This window comes from Streptomyces iranensis (genome assembly GCF_017874715.1).
GTDB classification, from domain to species: domain Bacteria; phylum Actinomycetota; class Actinomycetes; order Streptomycetales; family Streptomycetaceae; genus Streptomyces; species Streptomyces iranensis.
The window spans coordinates 135,020-157,830 of the sequence record NZ_JAGGLR010000002.1 but is presented as its reverse complement, the minus strand read 5'-3'; the positions used below and the strand labels follow the sequence as shown (position 1 = coordinate 157,830).

The 22,811-nt window shown below is 71.9% G+C and carries 20 protein-coding genes and 1 riboswitch; of the genes, 12 read left to right on the top strand and 8 right to left on the bottom strand.

All coding sequences use genetic code 11. The features are described from left to right. Positions 1-33 precede the first annotated feature (33 nt). Genes J2Z30_RS04285 through J2Z30_RS04250 form a run of 8 tightly spaced genes read left to right on the top strand, consistent with a single transcriptional unit; the run spans position 34 to position 8,022 of the window. Positions 34-870, top strand: coding sequence for an SDR family oxidoreductase (locus tag J2Z30_RS04285; protein ID WP_020873341.1), 837 nt, complete (start codon positions 34-36; stop codon positions 868-870). A gap of 13 nt (positions 871-883) precedes the next feature. Then, positions 884-1,972: a galactitol-1-phosphate 5-dehydrogenase gene (locus tag J2Z30_RS04280; protein ID WP_044578921.1), complete on the top strand. Its 1,089-nt coding sequence runs from the start codon at positions 884-886 to the stop codon at positions 1,970-1,972. Continuing rightward, positions 1,969-3,063, top strand: a complete 1,095-nt coding sequence (locus J2Z30_RS04275; RefSeq protein WP_044578922.1) for a zinc-dependent dehydrogenase — start codon at positions 1,969-1,971, stop codon at positions 3,061-3,063. The genes J2Z30_RS04280 and J2Z30_RS04275 overlap by 4 nt, the downstream gene beginning before the upstream one ends. A 4-nt stretch (positions 3,064-3,067) precedes the next feature. Further along, positions 3,068-4,567, top strand: a complete 1,500-nt coding sequence (gene glpK, locus J2Z30_RS04270) for a glycerol kinase GlpK (RefSeq protein WP_044578924.1) — start codon at positions 3,068-3,070, stop codon at positions 4,565-4,567. A 54-nt stretch (positions 4,568-4,621) separates the two neighbouring features. After that, positions 4,622-5,584 (top strand): shikimate dehydrogenase, encoded by a 963-nt coding sequence (locus J2Z30_RS04265; RefSeq protein ID WP_044578926.1) that lies wholly within the window; start codon positions 4,622-4,624, stop codon positions 5,582-5,584. After that, positions 5,581-6,162, top strand: coding sequence for a glucose-6-phosphate isomerase (locus J2Z30_RS04260; RefSeq protein ID WP_044578928.1), 582 nt, complete (start codon positions 5,581-5,583; stop codon positions 6,160-6,162). Before J2Z30_RS04265 ends, J2Z30_RS04260 begins: the two co-directional genes overlap by 4 nt. Continuing rightward, positions 6,150-7,088 carry a phosphoglycerate dehydrogenase gene (locus J2Z30_RS04255; protein WP_209468548.1) on the top strand — a complete coding sequence of 313 codons (939 nt, stop codon included), beginning with the start codon at positions 6,150-6,152 and terminating at the stop codon, positions 7,086-7,088. Before J2Z30_RS04260 ends, J2Z30_RS04255 begins: the two co-directional genes overlap by 13 nt. 16 nt (positions 7,089-7,104) lie before the next feature. Next, complete coding sequence (locus J2Z30_RS04250) at positions 7,105-8,022, top strand: MurR/RpiR family transcriptional regulator (protein ID WP_044578932.1); 918 nt, start codon at positions 7,105-7,107, stop codon at positions 8,020-8,022. Positions 8,023-8,035: 13 nt separating this feature from the next. On the opposite strand, the gene J2Z30_RS04245 is transcribed toward J2Z30_RS04250, so the two are convergent. The 3 genes from J2Z30_RS04245 to J2Z30_RS04235 form a co-directional block, all read right to left on the bottom strand. Then, positions 8,036-8,611 carry a hypothetical protein gene (locus tag J2Z30_RS04245; protein WP_044582288.1) on the bottom strand — a complete coding sequence of 192 codons (576 nt, stop codon included), beginning with the start codon at positions 8,609-8,611 and terminating at the stop codon, positions 8,036-8,038. A gap of 61 nt (positions 8,612-8,672) precedes the next feature. Further along, positions 8,673-9,812, bottom strand: coding sequence for an acyl-CoA dehydrogenase family protein (locus J2Z30_RS04240; protein WP_044578934.1), 1,140 nt, complete (start codon positions 9,810-9,812; stop codon positions 8,673-8,675). 56 nt (positions 9,813-9,868) lie between these two features. Next, positions 9,869-13,411 carry an indolepyruvate ferredoxin oxidoreductase family protein gene (locus J2Z30_RS04235; protein WP_044578936.1) on the bottom strand — a complete coding sequence of 1,181 codons (3,543 nt, stop codon included), beginning with the start codon at positions 13,409-13,411 and terminating at the stop codon, positions 9,869-9,871. Positions 13,412-13,597: 186 nt separating this feature from the next. On the opposite strand from J2Z30_RS04235, the gene J2Z30_RS04230 reads away from it, so the two are divergent. The 3 genes from J2Z30_RS04230 to J2Z30_RS04220 all read left to right on the top strand — a co-directional run bounded on the left by J2Z30_RS04230 (position 13,598) and on the right by J2Z30_RS04220 (position 15,860). After that, entirely contained in the window at positions 13,598-14,038 is a 441-nt protein-coding gene (locus tag J2Z30_RS04230; protein WP_037961940.1) for an Lrp/AsnC family transcriptional regulator, read from the top strand. 75 nt (positions 14,039-14,113) lie between these two features. After that, entirely contained in the window at positions 14,114-14,668 is a 555-nt protein-coding gene (locus tag J2Z30_RS52100; RefSeq protein WP_044578938.1) for a hypothetical protein, read from the top strand. Between the two features lie 10 nt (positions 14,669-14,678). After that, the gene (locus J2Z30_RS04220; RefSeq protein ID WP_308279720.1) at positions 14,679-15,860 is read left to right on the top strand and encodes an epoxide hydrolase family protein; all 1,182 of its coding nucleotides are present in this window, start codon (positions 14,679-14,681) and stop codon (positions 15,858-15,860) included. A gap of 21 nt (positions 15,861-15,881) precedes the next feature. Here J2Z30_RS04220 and J2Z30_RS04215 read toward each other — a convergent pair whose 3' ends face one another. Then, positions 15,882-16,814, bottom strand: coding sequence for an SDR family NAD(P)-dependent oxidoreductase (locus J2Z30_RS04215; RefSeq protein ID WP_078957072.1), 933 nt, complete (start codon positions 16,812-16,814; stop codon positions 15,882-15,884). A 152-nt stretch (positions 16,815-16,966) separates the two neighbouring features. On the opposite strand from J2Z30_RS04215, the gene J2Z30_RS04210 reads away from it, so the two are divergent. Then, positions 16,967-17,833, top strand: a complete 867-nt coding sequence (locus tag J2Z30_RS04210; RefSeq protein ID WP_044578940.1) for a helix-turn-helix transcriptional regulator — start codon at positions 16,967-16,969, stop codon at positions 17,831-17,833. 97 nt (positions 17,834-17,930) lie between these two features. Here the strand turns inward: J2Z30_RS04210 and metE are convergent, their stop codons facing one another. From metE to J2Z30_RS04190, 4 genes are all read right to left on the bottom strand, one after another. Further along, positions 17,931-20,249: a 5-methyltetrahydropteroyltriglutamate--homocysteine S-methyltransferase gene (gene metE, locus J2Z30_RS04205; RefSeq protein ID WP_044578942.1), complete on the bottom strand. Its 2,319-nt coding sequence runs from the start codon at positions 20,247-20,249 to the stop codon at positions 17,931-17,933. A 167-nt stretch (positions 20,250-20,416) separates the two neighbouring features. Further along, a riboswitch (cobalamin riboswitch) is annotated at positions 20,417-20,638 on the bottom strand. Between the two features lie 149 nt (positions 20,639-20,787). Beyond that, on the bottom strand, positions 20,788-21,288 hold the full coding sequence (locus tag J2Z30_RS04200; RefSeq protein ID WP_107073408.1) for a class I SAM-dependent methyltransferase: 501 nt from the start codon (positions 21,286-21,288) through the stop codon (positions 20,788-20,790). An 87-nt stretch (positions 21,289-21,375) separates the two neighbouring features. After that, the gene (locus J2Z30_RS04195) at positions 21,376-21,585 is read right to left on the bottom strand and encodes a hypothetical protein (RefSeq protein ID WP_044578944.1); all 210 of its coding nucleotides are present in this window, start codon (positions 21,583-21,585) and stop codon (positions 21,376-21,378) included. A 139-nt stretch (positions 21,586-21,724) separates the two neighbouring features. Beyond that, the gene (locus J2Z30_RS04190; protein ID WP_044578946.1) at positions 21,725-22,639 is read right to left on the bottom strand and encodes a helix-turn-helix domain-containing protein; all 915 of its coding nucleotides are present in this window, start codon (positions 22,637-22,639) and stop codon (positions 21,725-21,727) included. Positions 22,640-22,811: the final 172 nt, after the last annotated feature.

The window sequence follows — 22,811 nt, the reverse complement described above, 5'->3', positions numbered from 1 at the left end:
CGAACACCCACCCATCAAACCCAAAGGGACAGCATGACCACCACCTACGAACCCGCCCCCGGCACCGCGCTGGAGGGCAAGGTCGCCATCATCACCGGTGGCGCCTCCGGCATCGGCGAGGCCGTCGGCCGGATCTTCGCGGCCAACCGGGCCAAGGTCCTCCTGGTCGACATCGACGGCAAGCGACTCCAGCAGGTCGTCGGCTCCATCCAGTCCCAGGGCGGCGCCTGCGTGGGCATCGAGGCCGATGTCACCGAGGAGGAGCAGGTCCAGAGCTTCTTCCGGACCGCCATGGAGGAGTGGGGCCAGGTCGATCTCCTCGTCAACAGCGCGGGCCGCGACTCGCTCTCACCCCCGGTGACCGAGGTGACGCTGGAGGAGTGGAACAAGACCATCGGCCCCAATCTGACCGCGGTCTTCCTGTGCTGCCGCGAGGCGTTCCGCATCATGGAGCGGCAGCCCACCGGCGGGCGCGTCATCAATATGGGATCGTCCTCGGCCCGATTGGCATCCGGTCCCGGCCACAGCCCCTACCGCGCCTCGAAGCACGGGATGATGGGATTCAGCAAGAACATTCTCCTTGAGGGCAAGGAGAAGAACATCGGTGTGACGGTGATCAACCCGTCCCACGTCAAGACCCCGATGACCGAGATCATCGACAAGGGCCTGTACGACGGCGACATCCCCGCCTACCTCGACGGCTGGCTGGACGACAAGGAGCTCGCCGAGGGCATCCACGCCAGCTGCATCGACGTCGACAACGTCGCCGAGGTGTCCCTCTACGTGGCCACCCGCACGCCCGACGTCACCATCCCCCAGATCGCGCTCTACCCGACGCACAAGGCACACCGCTACGGCATGGAAGTCTGAGGCGGACCAAGCGATGAAGGCAGCAGTACTGCAATCCGAGGGCGTCCTCACCCTCACCGACATCCCCGCCCCCGCTCCCGTGGGCGACCGCTCCGTCCTCGTCCGCGTCGGCGGTGTGGGCGTATGCGGCTCGGACGTGCTGAGGTTCGGCCGCGGGAAGGCGTATCACTATCCGCTCGTCCTGGGGCACGAGTTCTCCGCCGTGGTCGAGGAGGCGCCGGAGGGAAGCCGCTTCCGCCCCGGGGACCGCGCCGCGGTCTTCCCCCTCCTGCCCGATCCGGCGGACCCGATGACCCAGATCGGCGAGTACGCCGTCGGCTCCGGCTACGACTACTACGGGTCGCGGCGCGACGGCGCCATGGCCGAGTACCTCCATGTGCCCGAGGCCAATCTGGTGCCGGTGGCGCGGGACGTGCCGCTGGTGCACGCCGCCATGGTGGAGCCCGCCGCGGTCGCCCTGCACGCCATGCTGAAGTTCCAGCTGCCCGCCCACGCCACCGCGCTGGTGATCGGGGCGGGGCCCATCGGGGCGCTGGCCGCCCAGTGGCTGCGCATCCTGGGCGTCAGCGAGGTGTACGTGGCCGATGTGGACGAGCGCAAGCGCGCCGTCATGGCCGGTCTCGGCTTCCCGGTCATCGACGCGTCCGCCGGGGACACGGTGGACACGGTCCGGGAGCTGACCGGCGGCCGGGGCGTGGACTGCGCGGTGGAGGCGAGCGGTCTGCCCGCCACCCTCGTCCAGGCCATCACCGCGGCGGCCCCGCTCGGCCAGGTGATGCTCCTGGGCGACATCTCCGGTGACCTGACCCTGCCGCGCGCCCTGGTCTCCTCGATTCTCCGCCGTGAGCTGCGCGTCTACGGCACCTGGAACTCCAGGATCACCCCGGCCGGGCGCAGCGAATGGGACATGGTGGTCCACCACCTGGGCCGCGATCTGAAGGTGGCGCCACTCATCAGCCACACCCCGAGCCTGGAGGAGGCACCGGCGATGTTCGCCGACATGCTGGAGCGCCGCACCTGGTACAACAAGGTCGTCTTCGCGGTCGCCGACGAGGCCCAGACCGAGCTCATCCGGCCCGGTGTCGTCGGAGGTGCGTCATGAGGGCCGCCGTGCTGCGCCGGCCGGGGGAGCTGGCGGTCGAGGACGTTGCCGAGCCCACCGTCGTCGGCGACGACCTGCTGGTGCGGGTCCGGGCGGCCTCCATCTGCGGCACCGACCTGCGCATCTTCAAGCACGGCCACTTCAAGATCCGCGACGGGCAGCACCGGGTGCTGGGCCATGAGGTGGCGGGGGACGTGGTGGCGGCCGGGCCGCGGGTGACCGCGTTCCAGCCGGGCATGCGGGTCACCGTCACCCCGAACGTGGGCTGCGGCCGCTGCGACATGTGCCGTCACGGCTACAACAACATGTGTCCGGACTACGAGGCGTTCGGCATCAGCATCGACGGCGGCTTCCAGGAGCTGCTGCGGGTGCCCGGCTTCGCCGTCCAGCGCGGCAACGTCTTCGAGATCCCCGAGGGCGTCTCGTACGCCGAGGCGGCCCTGGTGGAGCCGTTCTCCTGCTGCTACAGCGGGCAGCGCGGGCTCCGGGTCGGCCCCGAGGACGTCGTGGTCATCACCGGCGCGGGCCCCATCGGCGCGTTCCATGTGCTGCTCGGCAAGCTCGCCGGGGCCCGCAAGGTGATCATCTCCAACCGCAGCCGCCCCCGTCTGGACCTCGCCGCCCGGCTCGGCGCCGATGTGTGTGTCGGGGTCCGTGAACAGGACCTGGCCGAGGTGGTGCGCGAGCACACCGGCGGCCGGGGCGCGGACGTGGTCATCACGGCGGTGTCCGACCCGCAGGTGCAGGCGCAGGCGGCCGAACTGCTCGCCCCGCACGGCCGGCTCAACTACTTCGCCGGCCTCGGCGCCGCGCGGACCATCCCGCTCGACACCAACGCCGTGCACTACAAGGGCCTCACCCTGACCGGGACGACCGGCTCCACCAACGGCGACTACGGCCGTTGTCTGCGGCTGGTCGGCGAGCGCCGCGTCGATCTGTCACCACTGGTCAGTGAGGTGTTCCCACTGGAGAAGATCCACGATGCCTTCGCCTACGCGGCCTCCGGGGCCGGGATGAAGGCCATGGTCGCGTTTGACGGCGACCCCCACGCCACCACATCGGGCCCCGCGGTCCCGGCGGAAGACAGGTGACCCCATGACCCACCGCTATGTCATGGCCTTCGACGCCGGCACCACCAGCATCCGGGCCATCCTCTTCGACAAGGCGGGCGACATCGCCGCGTGCGCCAGCCAGGAGTTCCCGCAGATCTATCCGCAGCCCGGCTGGGTCGAGCACAACCCGCTCGACATCTGGAACACCCAGGTCACCGTCGCCAAGCAGGTGCTGGCCCAGGCCGAGTGCGGCTCCGAGGACATCGCCGCCATCGGCGTCACCAACCAGCGCGAGACGGTGGTGGTCTGGGACCGCGCCACCGGAGAGCCCGTGCACCACGCCATCGTGTGGCAGGACCGCCGCACCGCGGCGCTGTGCGAGGAGCTCAAGGCCCGCGGCCTGGAGGAGTACGTCAAGCGGACCACCGGGCTGATCATCGACGCCTACTTCTCCGCCACCAAGGTGAAGTGGATCCTCGACAACGTCCCCGGCGCACGGCAGCGCGCCGAGCGCGGCGAACTCGCCTTCGGCACCGTCGACACCTGGCTGATCTGGAACCTCACCGGCGGCGCCGCACATGTCACCGACTACACCAACGCCTCGCGCACCATGCTGTTCGACATCACCCGGCTGGACTGGGACCAGCGGCTGCTCGACGAGCTCGACATCCCCCGCGAGATCCTCCCCGAGGTGCGTCCCACCAGCGAGGTCTACGGCCACACCGATGAGTCGGTGCTGCTCGGCGCCCGGATCCCGGTCGCCTCGGCCGTCGGCGACCAGCAGGGCGCGCTGTTCGGCCAGGCGTGCTTCGACCCGGGCTCGGTGAAGGCCACGTACGGCACCGGCGCCTCGCTGGTCCTCAACACCGGCGACAGCCCCGTCTTCAGCGAAAGCGGCATGCTCACCACCATCGCCTGGGGCGTGGACGGCGGCGTCGAGTACGCCCTGGAAGGGCTGATCTTCGTGGCCGCCGCCTCCATCCAGTGGCTGCGCGACGAGCTCCAGATCGTCTACGACGCCGAGGACACCGAGTACGCGGCCCTCAACGTCCCCGACACCAACGGCGTCTATGTCGTACCGGCCTTCGTGGGGCTGGCCGCCCCGTACTGGGACCAGTACGCGCGGGGCGCCATCCTCGGCCTGACCCGCGGCGCCAGCCGTAAGCACGTCATCCGGGCCACGCTGGAGTCCATCGCCTACCAGATCCGCGACGTCATCACTTGTATGGAGGCCGACTCGGGCCTCACCACGCGGGAGATCAAGGTCGACGGCGGAGCCACCGCCAACAACTTCCTCATGCAGTTCCAGGCCGACATCCTCGACGTCCCCGTGCTGCGCCCCACCGTCATCGAGTCCTCGGCCCGTGGCGCGGCCTTCCTCGCCGGGCTCGCCACCGGGTTCTGGAAGGACCGGGAGGAGCTGTCCGGCACCTTCCGGCTCGAGCGCCGCTTCGACTGCGCGATGGACCGCGCACGGGCCGACAAGCTCTACGCGGGCTGGCAGAAGGCGGTGGGCTGCGCCCGGGACTGGGAGGAGCACTGACCCGGCCGCCCACCCGGCCCGAACCACCGCACGGCTCCTCGAAGGAGAACTGACATGCCGCGGACGTATCACGCCGCCGCCCGCCCGACGATGTACTTCATCGGCGTCACCACCACCAAGTCCTCCATCATGAAGGTCTTCCCGGCGTGGGCGCGCGAGCTGAACCTCGACGCCGTCATCGAGGGCATCGACCTCCCGCTGGACGACACCCCCGAGCACTACCGGGAGGTGGTGGACTTCATCAAGCGCGACCCGCACTCGCTGGGCGCGCTGGTCACCACCCACAAGCTCAACCTCTACAAGGCCGCCCACGAACTCTTCGACGGCGTCGGCCACGAAACCGAGCTGCTGGACGAGGTCAGCAGCGTCTCCAAGCGCGGCGACCAGCTGTGGGGCCACGCCATGGACCCCGTCACCAGCGGCCTGGCCCTGGAGGCCATCGTGCCCGACGGCTACTGGTCCCGTACCGGGGGCGAGCTGCTGCTGCTCGGTGCGGGCGGCTCCTCCCTCGCCCTCACCCTGTACCTCCACAACCGCAAGGCGGCAGGTGGCGACGTTCCCTCCCGCATCGTGGTCACCAACCGCCGCGAGGCCCGGCTGCGCGAGATGCGCACCGTCCACGAACGCCTCGGCTTCGCCATCCCCATCGACTACCAGCTGGCCCCCGAGCCGAGCGACAACGACGCACAGCTGCGGAAACTCTCCCCCGGCTCCGTCGTGGTCAACGCCACCGGACTCGGCAAGGACCGGCCGGGATCCCCGCTCACCGACGCCGCCCGGTTCCCCGCCGACGCCATCGCCTGGGACTTCAACTACCGCGGCGACCTGGTCTTCCTGGACCAGGCACGGGCCCAGGAGGACGCCTCCGGGCTGAGCGTCGTGGACGGCTGGCTGTACTTCATCCACGGCTGGACCCGGGTCATCGCCGAGGTCTTCCACATCGACATCCCCACCCACGGCCCCGTCTTCGAGCGGCTGTCCCGCATCGCCCGCGACGTCACCAAGGAGCACGCATGAGCACCACCGCCCCCCGCCCGGCCGTCGTCACCGACTTCAGCCTCGTCACCGGGCTCTCCCGGACCAAGAAGCCGCTCCAGCGCCGCATGTCCGCCATGGCCGGGATGTACGCCGACCAGAAGGCCGCGGAGCGCCTGGCCGAAGAGGACGTCCTGGTCTACGAGTTCTTCGACATGGGCGTCCCCCAGAGCTCCGGGGAGGTGGCCTACGGCACCAGCATCACCTACCCGGGCAAGGTCGGTGACGAGTACTTCATGACCAAGGGCCACTTCCACTCCGTGCTCGACACCGCCGAGATCTACTACTGCCTGCGCGGCCAGGGCCTGATGATGATGGAGAACCCCGAGGGCGATGTGCAGTGGCAGGAATTCACCCCCGGCCAGGGCGTCTACGTCCCCGGCCGGTACGCCCACCGCTCCATCAACACCTCGCTGGACGAGCCGCTGATCACCTTCTTCGCCTTCCCCGGCCACGCCGGACACGACTACGGCACCATCGAGTCCAAGGGGTTCCGCAAGATCGTGGTGGAGCGCGACGGCGTCCCGGCGGTCGTGGACAACCCGAAGTGGGCGCAGTGACCGACCGGATCGCCGTGACGCCACGCTCGCTGTCCCAGGGCGGCCACCCCGCGCTGGCCGCCCTGGAGGCGGCGGGCTACGACGTGCTGTTCCCCACCCCCGGCCGCCAGCCCACCCGCGAGGAGCAGCTGCGGTTCCTGCCCTCGTGCGTGGGCTATCTCGCCGGGGTCGAGCCGATCACCCGCGAGGTGCTGGCCGCGGCCCCCGGCCTCAAGGTCATCAGCCGCAACGGCGTCGGAGTCGACTCCGTCGACCTGACCGCCGCGGCCGAGCAGGGGGTGGCCGTCGAGACCGCCGCCGGGGCCAACGCCCAGGGCGTCGCCGAACTCGCCATCGCGCTCATGCTCGCCGGGCTGCGCCACATCCCGCCGCAGGACACGGCGCTCAAGGCCGACCGGTGGCAGCGGATCCAGGGCCGGGAGGTGGCGGGGCGCACCCTCGGGGTCGTCGGGTGCGGGCAGATCGGCCGCAGGGTGGTCCGGCTCGGCCTCGGGCTCGGCATGTCCGTACGCGCCTTCGACGCGTTCCCCGACCCGGAGTTCACCCCCGCCGGGGACTTCTCGTACACCACGATGGACGATCTGCTCGCCCGCGCGGACGCGGTGACCCTGCACTGCCCGCCCGCCGAGCGGCCACTCATCGACAAGGCCGCCGTCGCGGCCATGCGGCCCGGCGCCCATCTGGTCAACACCGCCCGCGCGAGCCTGGTGGACGACGGCGCGGTCCTCGACGCCCTCGAGGACGGCCGGCTCAGCGGGTACGCCACCGATGTGTACGACCAGGAGCCGCCGGAGCCCCAGGAGCTGTTCCACCACCCGCGAGTGATCACCACACCCCATATCGGTGGGTACACCAAGGAGAGTGTGGAGCGCGCCACCCGTGCGGCCGTGGAGAATCTGCTACGGGTACTTACCGTCCCTTCCTGAGACCACGGAGCGAGTCATGGCTGTCCCGGCGGATGAGGCCGGCAATGTGCTGCACCTCATCACCAGCAAGCTGCCCTACCTACCGGGCGCACTGCGCCAGATCGGCGAGTATCTGCTGGCCCACCCCCGACAGGCGCAGTCGATGACCATTTCGCAGCTGGCCTCGGCGTGCGGCGTGGCCGAGTCGACCGTCTCCCGGTTCGTCCGCGAGCTGGGCATGGACAGCTATCACTCGCTCCGCCTCAGCCTTGCCGAGGCCACCTTCGCCACCCGGTCGGCCGCCGCCGGCCGGGACGAGGAGTTCGTCTACGAGGGCATCCTCCGCGGCGACGAGCCCCCCGCCATCGTGGGCAAGATCGAGCGCAGCAGCCGCCAGACGCTGGCCCAGACCGCCAAGCAGGTCAGCAGCGATGCCATCAGCCGGGCCGTCGATCTGCTGCACGAAGCGGACGTGGTGGTGTTCTGCTGCATGGGCTCCTCCAGCATCGCCGCGGAGGAGGGGGTCATGCGGTTCACCCGCGCGGGCAAGAAGTGTCTGCTCTACCGCGACCAGAGCGTGCAGGTCATGCTGGCCACCATCCTGACGCCACGGGATGTGCTCATCGGCATCAGCGACTCCGGCAAGTCCACCGCCATCGTGGACGCCATGCGGCTCGCCCGGCAGACCGGGGCCACCTCCATCGGCATCACCTCCGTCCAGGACAGCCCGCTGGCGGAGCTCAGCGATGTGCCGCTGTTCACCTCCAACGTCGCGGGGGAGGGGCTGTACGGGGAGTCCGTCACCTCGAAGTGGGGCCAGCTGCTGCTGATCGACATCCTCTACGCCACCTACGCGGCACGCCACTTCGACGACACCCTCCACCACCTCAAGGAGACCTACGAGGCGGGCATCCGCCACTCCCGTTCCCCGGGAAGCCCTCCCGTGGAGAGCTGACCCCCGGGGCCGGTCACCTGGAGACGATGTGCAGGATCGCCGTGCCGTCCTCCCCGGCCGCCATCAGGATCACCACGGCGCCGGGCTGGGCGGCCGGCCGCACGGTGCTCACCCTTCCGCACGAGTTGCTGCTGCCGTGGTCGCGCAGCACGGTGACGCACCCCTGGCCCGGTCCGCTCGCCCCGCCCTGGGAGCGGTTGTTGCCCGACTTCACGGTGTACATGACCTTGTTCGGGCCGATCTCGTTCACGGTCAGCGTCGCCGGACCGGCCGGGCCCTTGAAGCCGACCGTCACCCGCTCGGACACCGCGATCTCGCAGTCGCCGTCCGCGCAGGCGCGGACGTCACGCCCATCCGCCGCCGACACCGGCGGTTTCGCCGGGGCGCCGAGATCGCCGGAGGGACTGCCCGAGGGCTGTGCGGAACGGGACTCGGACGGGCTGCCACTGTGCGGGGGCGCCCCGTCGGTCGTGTCCGACCCGCCGCAACCCGCCACGGTCAGAGCGGTCAGCACCGCCATCACCGCCGCCGTACGGCCTGATCCCGGCTGTTGCGCTCGCACCCCGCGCGTCCCACGTACCGATGTCATGGTGGTCATCATGACCCGTCCTCCCGGCGTGCCCGGGTGCGACATTCCGTCGCGGGGCCGGTCAGGGGGCTAGTTGGCGGCTGATGATGAGCCGCTGGATCTGGTTGGTGCCCTCGAAGATCTGCATGATCTTCGCTTCGCGCATATAGCGCTCCACGGGGAAGTCGCGGGTGTAGCCGTAGCCGCCGAAGACCTGGACGGCGTCCGTGGTCACCTTCATGGCGGCGTCGGTCGCCGTCAGCTTGGCGACGCTGGCCTGACGGGTGTACGGGCGCCCGTGGTCGCGGCGGCGGGCCGCGTCCAGATAGGTGGCGCGCGCGGAGTCGACCGCGGCGGCCATGTCGGCCAGCAGGAAGCCGAGCCCCTGATGGTCGATGATCCTGCGGCCGAAGGCGGTGCGCTCGTGGGCGTAGGCGACCGCGGCGTCCAGGGCGGCCTGGGCGAGCCCGGTGGCGCAGGCGGCGACGCCCAGCCGGCCGGAGTCCAGGGCTTGGAAGGCGATGTGGAGCCCCTGGCCCTCGCCGCCGATGAGCCGGTCGGTGGCGAGGAGGGCGTCGTCCCAGAAGGCGGAGGTGGTGGGGATGGCGTGCAGGCCCATCTTCTCCTCGGGCCGGCCGAAGCCGAGGCCTTCGGTGTGGCCGGGGGCGAAGAAGCAGGAGATGCCGTCGCTGCCGGGGCCGGTGCGGGCGAACAGGGCATAGAAGTCCGCCTTGCCGCCGTGGGTGATCCACGCCTTGGCGCCGTTGATCCGATAGCCGTCGGGGACCTTCTCGGCACGGCAGGTCAGGGCCGCCGCGTCGGATCCGGCCTGGGGCTCGGACAGGCTGTACCCACCGATGAGCCGACCGCCGAGGATGTCCTCCGCCCAGCGTTCGCGCTGCCCGGTGGTGCCGAAGGTGAGCAGCGGGAAGGCGGCGAGGGTGTGGACGCTGGTGGCGATGGCGACGGCGGCCCAGCGCGCCGCCAGCTCCTCCAGCACCTGCAGGTAGACCTCGTAGGGCTGGCCGCCCCCGCCGAACTCCTCCGGGTAGGGCAGGCCCAGCAGTCCGGCGTCGCCCAGCAGTCCGAACAGGCCCTCGGGGTAGGTCTCGGCGCGTTCGTGCCCGTCGACGCGGAGGGCGAGCTCCTTGTCGGCGATCTCACGGACGAGGTCGAGCAGGTCTTCGGCCTCACGGGTGGGAAGCAGACGGTCGACGGGCATCAGGGGCGCTCCTGTGGTGCGGACGGGCGGGCGAGGAGAGGTGCCGAGGGCCGGGGTCAGACGGAGACGGCCGCGGGGGCGTCGGCGGTGGCGGCCAGCTCGTCCAGAGCCGCGCGGGCCGTGGTGCGGAACTCCTCGACCCGGGCCAGCTTGATGTCCTCGTAGCCGCGGACGGCCTCGACGAGCCGCACCAGGTCCTCCACGGCGCTGGCGTTGCCGGGCGTCAGACGGGTGAGGGCGTCGCGGACCAGCCGCGGGTACTCCTCGATCAGCGCCCGCTCCTGGCGGCGGACCTCGGCGTACCCGAAGAGGTCCAGCCGGGTGCCCCGCAGCCGCCGCAGGGCGCGGAGGAGCGAGAAGAGGGCGGGCGCCGTGCGGCGGAGCCGGATCTTGCGCTTCATGCCCAGCGCGCGCAGCGCCGGGGGGTGCAGCAGGACGGAGACGGTGGCATCGGCACCGAACTCGTCCGCGACCCTGGCCCGTTCCACGGTGTCCAGATGCAGCCGGGCCACCTCGTACTCGTCCTTGTAGGCCATCAGCTTGTGCAGCCCCTCGGCGTAGCCGACGGCGATGCGCTCGCCCGCCTCGTCACCGGCCCGCCGCCGGGCCGTCGCGGCCACCTCCGCCACCTCGGCGGCGTACCGCTCGGCGTAGGCCCGGTCCTGATAGGCGATCAGGTCGGCGGCGCGCAGGGCGACGGTGTCCTGGAGCGTTCCGGGCCGGGCGGCCGTGGCCGCGATGGTGTGCGCCTCGGGTGTGACCTCCAGGACCGGCCGTTCCGGTGTGGCCAGGGCGTGCCGTACGGCGTCGGGGTCGAGGGCGGCGGCGCGCCCCCAGCGGAAGGCCGCGAGATTCTTCTCCACGGCGGCGCCCAGGCGGATCGCGCCCTCGATGGCGTCTTCCGTCAGCGGGATGCAGCCGTGCTGGAAGGCGGCTCCGACGAGGAGCATATTGGTCGGCATGTGATCGCCGAACAGGGCCTCGGCCATGCTCTGCGCGTCGAGGTAGAGGTTCTCCCCGGGGCGGGTGGCCGACTCGATCCGCTCCAGGGCGTCGTCCGGTGAGCCGGGCAGGACGACCCGGTTGGTCACCATGGCCGCGGTGGGGACGATGGCGGAGTTGACGACGGCGATGGTGTGGCCGGGGCGGGCGATGCGCAGATTGGCGTCGGCGGCCGCCCCGAGCAGATCGAAGCCGATGAGCACATCGGCGCTCGCGCGGGAGGCCCGCACGGCACCGGTGACCGGGGTGGCCGAGATCCGTACGTCGCTGACGACGGGCCCGCCCTTCTGGGCCAGCCCCGTCTGCTCGAGTCCGGCCGCGTAGCGGCCATCCAGATGGGCGGCCCGCTGGAGGATCTGTGAGACGGTCACGACACCGGTGCCGCCGATGCCGGGCATCCGCAGCAGCGCGCTGTCCCCGGCCACCGCCGGGATGGGCGCGGTCAGGGCCACGGGCGGCTGGGGGACGGCACGGGGCCGCGCCTTCGTCGCCTTCGCCTTCGCCTTCGTCGCCTTCGCCCTGGTGGTCTTCGTCGTCTTCGGCTCGACGAGGAGGAAGGAGGGGCAGTCGCCCTTCAGGCAGCTGAAGTCGGAGTTACAGGACGCCTGGTGGATCCGGGTCTTGCGGCCGAAGGTGGTGTCCACGGGCTGCACCGACAGACATGTGGAGACGTCCCCGCAGTCGCCGCAGCCCTCGCAGACCCGCTCGTTGATGACCACCTTCTCGGCGGGGGTGGGCAGCTGACCGCGCTTGCGCAGCCGGCGCTCCTCCGCGGCGCAGCGGTCGTCATGGATGAGCACGGTCACGCCGTCGGTGGCGGCCAGAAGCTTCTCGGCCTCGGGCAGATCGTCGCGGTGACGCACCGTGGCGATCGGGTCGAGGCGTACGCCGCGGTAGTCGGCCGGTGTCGCGGTGGTCACCACGACCTTCCGTACGCCCTCCAGGGCGAGCCAGCGGGTCAGCGCCGGGACGTCCAGCCGCCCCTCGGGCCGCTGGCCGCCCGTCATCGCGACGGCGTCGTTGTAGAGGAGCTTGTACGTCATGGTCACGCCCCCGGCCACCGCCGCGCGGATGGCGAGGGAACCGGAGTGGTGGAAGGTGCCGTCACCGAGGTTCTGCACGAAGTGCCGGTCGTCGGTGAACGGGGCCAGGCCGATCCACTGGGCGCCTTCGCCGCCCATCTGGGTCAGCCCGATCTGATGGCCGCGGCCCGCGCCATCGAGGGCGATCATGGCGTGGCAGCCGATGCCCGCGCCGACGAGGGTGTCGTCGGCGGTGCGGGTGGAGGTGTTGTGCGGGCAGCCGGAGCAGAAGTAGGGCGTGCGCGCCGACACGGTGGGCAGCGCGATCCGGGGCGCGGCCGGCGGTGCCAGCGAGGCCAGCCGGGCGGTCGCGGTCCGCGGCAGCCGGTCCTGGCCGATGCGCCGGGCCAGGGCCTTGGCCACGTCCTCGGCCCCGAGAGTGCCGCGGGCGGTGAGCAGCGGCCGGCCGTTCTCGCCGCGGCGGCCGACCACCACGGGCGCGTCGGCACTGCCGTACAGGGCGGCCTTGAGGTGCCCTTCGATGAAGGGCACCTTGTCCTCGACGACCAGGACCTGCTCCAGATCGCCGGTCATGGCCACCAGGTCTTCGTCGCAGAGGGGGAACGGCATCGCCAGCCGGATCAGCCGGACGCCGAGAGCCTCCATGTCCGCCTCCCCGATGCCGAGGTCGGCCAGGGCGCGCCGCACCACGGCGTAGGAGGTGCCGGAGGCCACCACGCCCAAGGTGGCGTGCGAGGCGCTGAAGGTGATGCGGTTCAGCCCGGCCTCGCGGGCGTAAGCACGCGCCAGGTCCAGCCGCCGGGTGAGCATGTCGTGCTCGGCGTCCAGGGACGCGGGGCCCACGAGGGTGGGCGGCGCGCCGCGCGGGGCGGCGGGCGGGGCGGGGATGTCGGGCCGGAGCGCGTCGAGGTCGACGACCGCCGAGGCGTCCGCGATATCCGCGACGATCTTCAGCCCGGCCCAGAGGCCGGTGGCCCGGGACAGCGCCACGGCATGCAGTCCGAGTTCGAGGATCTCGGGTACGGAGCCGGGGGCGAGCAGGGGCATGGCCAGGCTCTGGCACATCGGCTCGCAGGAGCTGGGCACGGTCGAGGACTTGGCTCCGGGGTCGTCGCCGATCCAGGCCACCGCGCCGCCCAGCGCCGCCGTACCGGCCACCGTCCCGTGCCGCATCGCGTCGGCCGCGCGGTCAAGACCGGGGTTCTTGCCGTACCAGAACCCGGTCACCGCCTCGTGGCGGCGTCCGGGCACCTGCCCCAGCAGCTGTGTCCCGGCCACGGCGGTGGCGGCCAGCTCCTCGTTGAGACCCGGCCGGAACACCACACCGGCGGGGTCCAGGAAGCGGCGTGCCCGGTCCAGCTCCAGATCGACCCCGCCCAGCGGTGAGCCCGGATAGCCGGAGACGAACGCGCGGGTGTCCAGACCGCGCGCCTCGTCCAGCCGGCGCTGTTCGAGGGTGAGCCGGACCAGGGCCTGGATGCCGGAGATCAGCACACGGCCGCTGTGGGCCGTGTAGGGGTCATCGAGCGAAACCGCGGCGGGGTCGGTGCTCACGTGAGCCTCCTCGGCGTATCTGGGGTCCGGCCCAAGGACAACAACACCCTCGGGAGGAGCACAAGTAACTTGCGGCCGATCCAGGAAAAGACGCAAACTATCGATGAAATTCACGAGACTGATTAAAAGAGTTTGCGCGTGCTGTCGCGGGTTGCGCGGGTGCGCGCGGCGCGGAGTGGAGGACCGATGCCCGAGTTCGACGATGTGGACCGGCAGTTGCTGCGCATGCTGCGCGAGGACGGGCGGCGCACCTTCTCCGAGATGGCACCCGAGGTGGGACTGTCGGTGGCCGCGGTCAAGCGCCGGGTGGACCGGCTCAAGGACACCGGGGTGATCAAGGGCTTCACGGTGCAGATCGACCACACCAAGCTCGGCTGGGGCATCGAGGCATTCGTGGAGCTGTCCTACACCGGTACGACACCGGTTGGGGAGATCGTCCGCACCTGCTACACGGTCCCCGAGGTGCAGGCCGTCTTCACCATCGCCGGTGACCCCGACGCGCTCGTGCACGTCCGGGTGCGGGACATCGAGCATCTGCAGCAGGTCATCGACGGACTGCGGCGCGTCGGCCTGGTCACCGGAACCAAGACGCTGATGGTGCTCGGCTCGTGGACACGCCACGCCTGACCACGGTCGTGGCTATGCTCGATGTGGTGTGTGACGCCCCCGATTTCGACCTCGAGCCGTATACCGGATTCGACGTTGCCCGCCACCGACGACCTGCACCTCGTCCTGACCGTCGAGGGCGCGGCGGCCATGGAGACCTGTACCGGTGGGCGCCGGCGGCAACGGCATTGGACGCCCGGACAGCTGGATATGGCGGTTCCGGGCGTGGCGTCGGTACGCCGCTATCGGTCCGTGGTCCCCATGCGGACCCTCCAGGTGCACATTCCACGCGTCACCGTCGCCCGTACGGTCGAGCAACTGGGCGGGGAGCGCGTCGACTACGAACGGATGGCCACCGCGGTGGCCTCGGGGGATCCGCTCGTCGAGCACACCATGCGGTCGTTGGGCGCGGCCTGTGAAACCGATGACCTGTATGCGGAGTCCGCGGCGGCGTTCCTCGCCGTGCATGTGCTCACGTGCGGCGTCCGGGGCTGTCCGTCGGTCAGGTCGCCACGCGGTGCGAATTCGGCAGCCCCGGCTCACTGTCCACGGCGTTCCTGCGACACACGGGCGTACGGCCGTCGGCGTATCGCAATCGCTGATCCGCGGACGGCAATCGCGCGCATTCACGTGGCCCCGGGGCGCTTCTAGCGTTCGTGGCGTGCCGACCAACACCACGGGTGGAGTGACACCCGACATCCAGCCCTTTGCCATCTCCATTCCCGACGCCGACCTCGAAGACCTGCGCCTGCGACTGGAACGGGTCCGGCTGCCCGAATCGGAGACCGTGGCGGACGCGTCCCAGGGTCTGCCGCTGGACCATATGCGCGCGCTCCTCGCGGCGTTGCGCGAGCTGGACTGGCGGGCACGCGAGAAGGCGTGGAACGCCATTGGCCACTTCCGCACGGTCATCGACGGCCTGGAGCTGGCCTTCTGGCATGTGCGGTCGCCGGAGCCCGGTGCGATGCCCCTGCTGCTGACGCATGGCTGGCCCGGGTCGGTCCTGGAGTTCGAGCAGGTCATCGGCCCGCTCACCGATCCGGTCGCCCATGGCGGCGACCGGGCCGACGCCTTCGATGTCGTCGTTCCTTCACTGCCCGGGTTCGGCTTCAGCGGCCGTCCCGCGCGGACCGGGTGGAATCCCGCGCGGACCGCCGACGCCTGGGCGACGCTGATGAACCGGCTGGGCTATGACCGCTTCGGCGCGCACGGCGGCGACTGGGGCGCGTTCATCAGCACCGAGCTGGCCCGGCGCTTCCCCTCGCGGGTGGCGGGCCTGCACCTGACCATGCCGGTGGCCTCACCGCTCCCGCAGGACCGCGACACCGCCACCCCGGCGGAGGCACGGATGATCGAACGGCGTGATCTGCACCTGGCCGACGGCTATGGATTCGGCATCCAGATGGGCACCCGGCCCCAGACCCTCGGCTACGCCCTGGTCGACTCGCCCGCCGGTCTTGCCGCCTGGCTGGGCGAGAAGTTCGCCGCCTACGCCGACACCCGGGCCGAAGCGGGCGGGGGAGTGAGCCTTGACCGGCAGGCCGAATCCATCGCCCTGTACTGGCTCACCGGGACGGGAGCGTCCAGCGCCCGCTGGTACTGGGAGGCGCTGCGCTGGACACCGCGCGGCGCCGAGGAGGAGAACGCCCTGCCGGTGACCGTGCCCACCGCGTGCACACTGTTCCCGGCCGAGCCCTGGCCCACGGCCGAACGCTGGGCCGAACGGCGCTATACGGATCTGCGCTCCTGGCACGAGATGGAGCTGGGCGGCCACTTTCCCGGACTGGAGCGGCCCGAGGCGCTGGTGCGCGAGGTGCGGGACGCCTTCCGCACCTTGCGGTGACCGGGCGGTGCGCCAAGCCGCTCAGGCCGCGTGCGTCACGGTGAACCGCTCGACGGCGTCCCACAGTTCGCGCTCGCGCCGGGGGTCGTAGGACTCCTCCGACGACCGCGCCACCCGGGCGCGGTCGACGTAGGAGCCGGTCGGTGCCGGGGTCGTGCCGAGCACGACGTCGGCGAGGTAGCGGCCCGCCGCGCCGCGGTCGGTGGCGAACGGCGTGAGGGCCATCACCGGCAGGACGCGTCGCATGGCGAACCGGGAGAGCGGACCGGCGTTGCGGGCGAGACCGGTGCCGGGGACGAAACCGGGGTTGTACGCGACGGCGTCGAGCCCGGCCGGAAGCCTCCGCGCGTACTCGTGCACGAGGTAGATGGCGGCCAGCTTGCTCGTCGAGTACGCGGTGCGCCCGCCCGCCGTGCCGGACGGCTTGGCGAAGGCCCCCGGGCGGGCCAGGACATCGGGGGAGTTCCAGGCGGGGCCGGGCACCATGCCCATGTTGTGCTTGAAGTCCCCGAAGTGGGTGTCGCTGACGGTGATCACGATCCGGGCGGGCGCGGCGAAGTGGTCCTGGAGCAGCCGGACGAAGAGGTGGTTGGCCAGTACGTTGATGGCGAAGGTGGCCTCGAACCCGTCGGGGGACTCGGTCAGCGCGTTGGTGTACTGCATGCCCGCGTTGCCCACGAAGCCGCGCAGCGGTGGCAGATCACCGCCCTCCAGCCGGTCAAGGATCCCGGTGGCGGCGGAGCGGACGCTCTGGAGCGAGCCGAGGTCCGCCGGGACGTACGAAACCGTGTGCCCGCCCGTGGCGAGCTCCTCGGCGAGCCGGGCGCCGGAGGACGCGCGGGCCACGACGAGGAGGTGCGCGTCGGGCGACCGGCGCACGATGTGCTCCGCGGCGACCCGCCCGATCCCGCGGCTCGCGCCCGTCATCACGATGGTGTGGTTCGCAGCAGGCATGGAAGGCTCCTTCACTGGTCGGCCGGTGGCGCCCGGCCCTGGGCGCGGCGACTCCACGTTCGCCGCCCCCGCCCACGCCGGCCAGTGCCCACCCCGTCACCAGGACTGGCAGTACCCAGGCTCATCCGGCGCCGAGCGGCGAGAATGAACCCATGGCTTCCTCCCGCTCCGACTTCGCCGCGCTCCTGCGCGCCTGGCGCGACCGCCTCGCCCCGGCCGACGCCGGCTTCGCCCCGAAGGCGAGCCGCCGCGCGCCGGGGCTGCGCCGCGAGGAACTCGCCGAGCTGGCCGGGCTCTCCGTCGACTACATCCTGCGGCTGGAGCAGGGACGCGCGAAGCACCCCTCGGACCAGGTCGTCGGCGCCCTCGCCCGCGCCCTCCAGCTGTCCCGCGCCGAACGCGACCAGCTGTACCGGAGCGCCGGGCTGCTGCCGCCGCGGGACGGGACGGTCAGCGCCCATGTGCCCCCGGGCGTCCAGCGGCTCGCGGCGCGCCTGGGCGACGTCCCGATCGGGGTGTTCACCGCCGACTGGACCCTGGTGTGGTGGAACGCCATGTGGAGCGCCCTGCACGGCGATCCCACCGTCCTCCCGGCCGCCGAACGCAACCTCGCCCGCGCCCTGTTCGGCACCGGTGCCGCCCGCGACCCGGTGCTACGCGTCCACCCCGAGCGCGGACCCGACACCTTCGAAACCTCGATCGTGGCCGACCTCAAGGACGCCGTCTCCCGCTACCCGGCCGACACCCGGCTCGCGCGCCTGGTGCGGGAACTACGGGCGGAGTCCGAGGCCTTCGCCCACCACTGGGCCACCCGGGCGACCGCCGCCCAGCACACCTCCGACCGCAAGACGATCCGGCATCCGGAGATCGGCGACATCCTGCTCGACTGCGATGTGCTCATCGTCGCCGGCGCGGATCTGCGCATGGTCACCTACACGGCGGCGACCGGAAGCAGCGATGCGGGCAAGCTGGACCTGCTGCGCGTCACGGGTGCCCACATCGCCGCTCAAGGTCCGTAGCCGGTCCTGGTACGGCTGTATGGATCGGCATCGGGGGCCGGAGCGTCGGCATCGGGGCCGGAGCGCGTGGCGCCCCGGCCCCGGCCGGGCGTCCGGCTCAGGACGCGGGCAGCTCACCGCGGACGGTGCGGGCCGCGGTGACCAGGTTCTCCAGTGAGGCACGGGTCTCCGGCCAGCCGCGGGTCTTCAGACCGCAGTCGGGGTTGACCCACAGCCGCTCGGCGGGGATGGCCTTCAGGCCCGTCCGCAGCAGTTCGGCCGCCTCCTCCGCGCTGGGCACCCGCGGGGAGTGGATGTCGTACACCCCGGGCCCGGCCTCGCGCGGATAGCCGTGGGCGGCGAGCTCGCGGGCCACCTGCATATGGGAGCGGGCGGCCTCCAGGCTGATGACATCGGCGTCGAGGTCGTCGATCGCCTGGACGATGTCGCCGAACTCGGCGTAGCACATATGGGTGTGGATCTGGGTGTCGGGGCGTACGCCGCCGGTGGTGAGCCGGAAGGCCTCGGTCGCCCAGGCCAGATAGGCGGGCCGGTCGGCGGTGCGCAGGGGCAGGGTCTCGCGCAGCGCGGGCTCGTCCACCTGGATGACCGGGGTCCCGGCAGCCTCCAGGTCGTTCACCTCGTCGCGCAGGGCGAGCGCCACTTGGCGGGCGGTGTCGCCGCGGGGCTGGTCGTCGCGGACGAAGGACCAGGCCAGCATCGTCACCGGGCCGGTGAGCATGCCCTTGACCGGGCGGTCGGTGAGGGACTGCGCGTACGCCGTCCAGCGCACCGTCATCGGCTCGGGGCGCGAGATGTCACCGGCCAGGATCGGCGGGCGGACGTAACGGGTGCCGTAGGACTGGACCCAGCCGTGCTGGGTGGCCAGATAGCCGGTGAGCTGCTCGGCGAAGTACTGGACCATGTCGTTGCGCTCGGCCTCGCCGTGCACCAGCACATCCAGGCCGGTCTTCTCCTGGAAGGAGATCACCTCCTGGATCTCGGCCCTGACGCGCTCCTCGTACCCGGCCGTGTCGACCCGGCCCGCGCGCAGGTCGGCGCGGGCGGTGCGCAGTTCGCCGGTCTGCGGGAAGGACCCGATGGTGGTGGTCGGCAGCAGCGGCAGGCGGAGGTGGGCGCGCTGGGCCGCGGTGCGCTCGGCGTACGGCTGGGAGCGGTGGGCGTCGGCCTCGGCGACCGCGGCGGCGCGGGTGCGGACGGCCGGGTCGCGGGTGATGCGGGAGTTGGCGCGGGAGGCGAGGTCGGCCCGGTTCGCGGCCAGCTCGGCGGTGATCGCGCCGGTGCCGCGGGCCAGGCCCCTGGCGAGGGTGACGATCTCCGCCGTCTTCTGCCGGGCGAAGGCCAGCCAGCGCAGGATCTGCGGTTCGACGTCCCGCTCGGCCGTCGTGTCGAGGGGGACGTGCAGCAGCGAGCAGGAGGCGGCCACATCGACCCGGTCGGCCAGGCCCAGCAGGGTGCCGAGAGTGGCCAGGGACTTCTCCAGGTCGTTGACCCAGATGTTGCGGCCGTTGACGACACCGGCGACCAGCCGTTTGCGGGGCAGCCCGCCGACGGCGGCCAGCGCCTCCAGATGCGCCGCGGCGGCCTCCGTGAAGTCCAGTGCCAGCCCCTCGACCGGGGCCTTGGCCAGCACCGGCAGCGCCTCGCCGAGACGGTCGAAGTACGAGGCGACCAGCAGCTTCGGGCGGTCGGTGAGGGCGCCGAGGTCGCGGTAGGCGCGGCCGGCCGCGTTCAGTTCGGCGGGGGTGCGGTCCTGGACCAGGGCCGGCTCGTCGAGCTGCACCCACTCGGCCCCGGCCGCCCGCAGGTCGGCCATGACCTCGGCGTACACCGGAAGCAGCCGGTCCAGGAGGGTGAGCGGCTCGAAGTCGGCGGGCGCGCCGGGCGCGGGCTTGGCGAGGAGGAGGTAGGTGACGGGGCCGACGAGGACCGGCCGCGCGGTCAGCCCGAGGGCGATGGCCTCCTTGAGCTCCGCGACCTGCTTGGCGGAGTCGGCCGCGAACACCGTGTCCGGACCCAGCTCCGGGACCAGATAGTGGTAGTTGGTGTCGAACCACTTGGTCATCTCCAGCGGCGCCACGTCCTGTGTGCCCCGCGCCATCGCGAAGTACCCGTCGAGCGGGTCGGCGGCGACCGCGTCCCGGTGGCGGTCGGGGATGGCGCCGACCATGACGGTGGTGTCCAGCACATGGTCGTAGTACGAGAAGTCGCCCGTGGGGACCTCGTCGATGCCCGCCCCGGCCAGTTGCCGCCAGTTGGCGCGGCGCAGTTCGGCGCCGGTGGCCCTCAGCGCGTCGCCGGTGACGCGGCCCTTCCAGTAGCCCTCGATCGCCTTCTTCAGTTCCCGGTTCGGGCCCTGGCGGGGGTAGCCGTACACGGTGGCCCGTGCTGCCGCGGCCGCGGACTTGATGGTCACGGAGATCTCCTTCGCGAGATGAATCCCTGAGGTCCCGGCGACGGGAGGAGAGCGCGAAGGGTGACGGACCGGACGCCACGACCTCGCGCGGCAGGCGCGCGGTCGTCCACCTGGTACCTGTTCGCCGACCCGCCCTCGAGGTCACCGGGATGTCCGCGCACGGGTGGTCCGTACGCGGGCAGATGGCAGGTCTTCGGACTCACGGGCGCGTCCTCCTCAGGAGGACACCTACTGGCCGTCGCTTCCCAGGCCCCTCTCACCGGGCCCAGTGCGTATGACGGCGGTCGTTCCCGCTCACCGCTGCGGGGCAGTCCCGGATTTCCACCGGGTTCCCTCTTGCGACGCCTCCCGCCTGGCGGACGGGGCGAACCAGCTGCACCAGCCAGCCTACGGGGCCGTCCGGCGGTGTGCAGGGCCCCGTCCGGTATTCGGGAGGGTGAGGTGGGACACGCGGTGGACGCACCTGTGTGCGAAGACGTGGCGGAGGCGCGAGGGCGCGGCGGGCGCGCGGAAGGCGGGGGCCGTACGAGTGCCGCTCTCAGCGCAGCGCGGCCACCAGTGCGTCGCTCGCGGAGCACCACACCTGCCGGGCTTCGCTGAACCCGTGGCCCAGCAGGGTCTCGATATGCCAGCGGGTCGCGGTGGGCCGGTCCCGCCGGGCGCCGCCGTCCGGCTTGGGGCCGCGCGGGTCACCGAGCAGGGCGAAGCGCCGGGCCGTCGCCTCGGCCAGGAGCGGATCGCCGGCCGCCATATGCCACCAGTCGGCCCAGTCCAGGGCTCCCCGCCGCCGCTGCCGCTCCTGCCGTTCGGTGTGCAGGGTGTGGAGGGCGGCGTTGAGCCGGGGAGCGGACTCGTCGCGCATGTGGTCGGCGTTGAGGAACACACCGCCCGCGCGCAGCACCCCGGCCAGTTCCCCGTAGAGGCGGCGCAGCGGTTCGGTGTCCAGCCAGTGCAGGGCGGTGGCCGTCACCACGGCGTCGTAGGAAGCGTGGGGAAGGTGCTCGGTCCAGGTCGTGTGCAACAGTGCGTGCTGTGGCATGGCCCACTCAGGGCCTGTCAGGGCATGGGAAACCCCCGGCCGGGTCGGCCGGGGGTTCCGCTCCTCACGGGCTCGTGGGGCAGGGGGTCAGCACGCTCCGGAGTCCGACTCGCCCACCAGGTTGACCGGGACGGTGACGAAGGAGAACTGGTTGCTGGCGCATACGCCGGGGAAGGTCGTGTTGCTGGCGTTGTTGACGGTGACATCGGGGGTGTCCTCCGCGACGGCACCGGCCGTGCCGACGGCGAGGGACGCGGCGGTGAGAGCGAGCGTGGACAGGGCGGTCCGCATACGCATGGGAACTCCTTGCTGGGGATGAGCGGCCGGAAATGACCGGCTTCGCATGCATGGTGCCCCTTCGCCGGGCGGGTCGCGGCCCAACGTCCCCCCAATGGGGTAAGCCGATGTCCTCGGCCGTCCGGGCGGCCCAGGGGGGTCATCCGCCGCCGAGCCGTGCGTCGTCCGCCGGGGCGCAGGGCGGGATCGTCGGCGGGCGGGCCGGGTCGGGGACGCGGTTGGTGAAACCGCCGGGGACCGAGCGGCACTGCTGCTCGCGGAAGCGGACCGGTGCGGTGCCCACGCGACGGGCGAACAGCCTGCTGAAGTAGGCGGGGTCGTCGTAGCCGACGCGGCGGGCGATGGCGGCCACCGGCAGTTCGGTGCCGACCAGGAGTTCCTTGGCCCGGCCCAGCCGGATCCCGAGGAGGTAGTCCTTGGGGCTGCACCCCGCGCCGCGCCGTACCGCGGTGCGCAGTTCGGCCGGTGTCATGCCGTGCCGGGCGGCGTGCTCGGCCACCGACAGCGGCTGGAAGGCGTCCCTCGCCAGCGCCTGGAGCACCGGATGTCCGCCCGAGCCGGTCCCGGCGCGCACGCGGCGCAGGGCGACGAGGAGTTCATGGACGGCGGCTGCCGTCTCGACCTCCAGGAACGGATTGCCCTGGCGCGCGGCGCGGACGATCCGGCCGATGGCCGTACGGGCGGTGGCGGTGTCGGTGAGCGCGACCACCGGACGGTCCGGGTCGATATAGCCCAGATCGGCGTACGCGGCGGTGGCCGGGCCGGTGAAGTCGACGAACGCCTCGTCCCATCCGGTGTCCGGGTCCGGGGCGTAGTGGTGGGTGACACCGGGGGTGAGCCAGAGCAGCGCGGGCGCGGTGACGGTACGGCGGCGGCCGTCGGCGCCGCGGAACCAGCCGCGGCCCGCGCTGATGACCACCGCCACATGGTGGTCGAGGACGCGCGGGCCGACGACGGGCAGGGCGCCGTGCTGGAGGCCGACGCCCAGACACACCAGACCGAGGCGGTGATGGGCCGGGCTGGGCGTGAAGTACCGCATCCAGGTGTGATACATCCGCGGTCCCCTCCGGTCGGCAGTGTCCCCGCACCCGCCGATCTTTGTCCACGGACCGCCCGCTCGCCAGGGGGCGAGCGGGGGCCGTGCGGCGGGGTGGATGGACACGTAACCGAAGGTGGGGGCCGCGGGGAGCGGGACGAGTGGGTGCTTCGGCCCGCTCCCCGCGCGG

Coding starts and splice junctions, on each gene's coding strand:
- J2Z30_RS04285 (WP_020873341.1), top strand. CDS start 34: ATGACCACCACCTACGAACCCGCCCCCGGCACCGCGCTGGAGGGCAAG.
- J2Z30_RS04280 (WP_044578921.1), top strand. CDS start 884: ATGAAGGCAGCAGTACTGCAATCCGAGGGCGTCCTCACCCTCACCGAC.
- J2Z30_RS04275 (WP_044578922.1), top strand. CDS start 1,969: ATGAGGGCCGCCGTGCTGCGCCGGCCGGGGGAGCTGGCGGTCGAGGAC.
- glpK (WP_044578924.1), top strand. CDS start 3,068: ATGACCCACCGCTATGTCATGGCCTTCGACGCCGGCACCACCAGCATC.
- J2Z30_RS04265 (WP_044578926.1), top strand. CDS start 4,622: ATGCCGCGGACGTATCACGCCGCCGCCCGCCCGACGATGTACTTCATC.
- J2Z30_RS04260 (WP_044578928.1), top strand. CDS start 5,581: ATGAGCACCACCGCCCCCCGCCCGGCCGTCGTCACCGACTTCAGCCTC.
- J2Z30_RS04250 (WP_044578932.1), top strand. CDS start 7,105: ATGGCTGTCCCGGCGGATGAGGCCGGCAATGTGCTGCACCTCATCACC.
- J2Z30_RS04245 (WP_044582288.1), bottom strand. CDS start 8,611: ATGACATCGGTACGTGGGACGCGCGGGGTGCGAGCGCAACAGCCGGGA.
- J2Z30_RS04240 (WP_044578934.1), bottom strand. CDS start 9,812: ATGCCCGTCGACCGTCTGCTTCCCACCCGTGAGGCCGAAGACCTGCTC.
- J2Z30_RS04230 (WP_037961940.1), top strand. CDS start 13,598: ATGCCCGAGTTCGACGATGTGGACCGGCAGTTGCTGCGCATGCTGCGC.
- J2Z30_RS04215 (WP_078957072.1), bottom strand. CDS start 16,814: ATGCCTGCTGCGAACCACACCATCGTGATGACGGGCGCGAGCCGCGGG.
- J2Z30_RS04210 (WP_044578940.1), top strand. CDS start 16,967: ATGGCTTCCTCCCGCTCCGACTTCGCCGCGCTCCTGCGCGCCTGGCGC.
- J2Z30_RS04200 (WP_107073408.1), bottom strand. CDS start 21,288: ATGCCACAGCACGCACTGTTGCACACGACCTGGACCGAGCACCTTCCC.
- J2Z30_RS04195 (WP_044578944.1), bottom strand. CDS start 21,585: ATGCGTATGCGGACCGCCCTGTCCACGCTCGCTCTCACCGCCGCGTCC.
- J2Z30_RS04190 (WP_044578946.1), bottom strand. CDS start 22,639: ATGTATCACACCTGGATGCGGTACTTCACGCCCAGCCCGGCCCATCAC.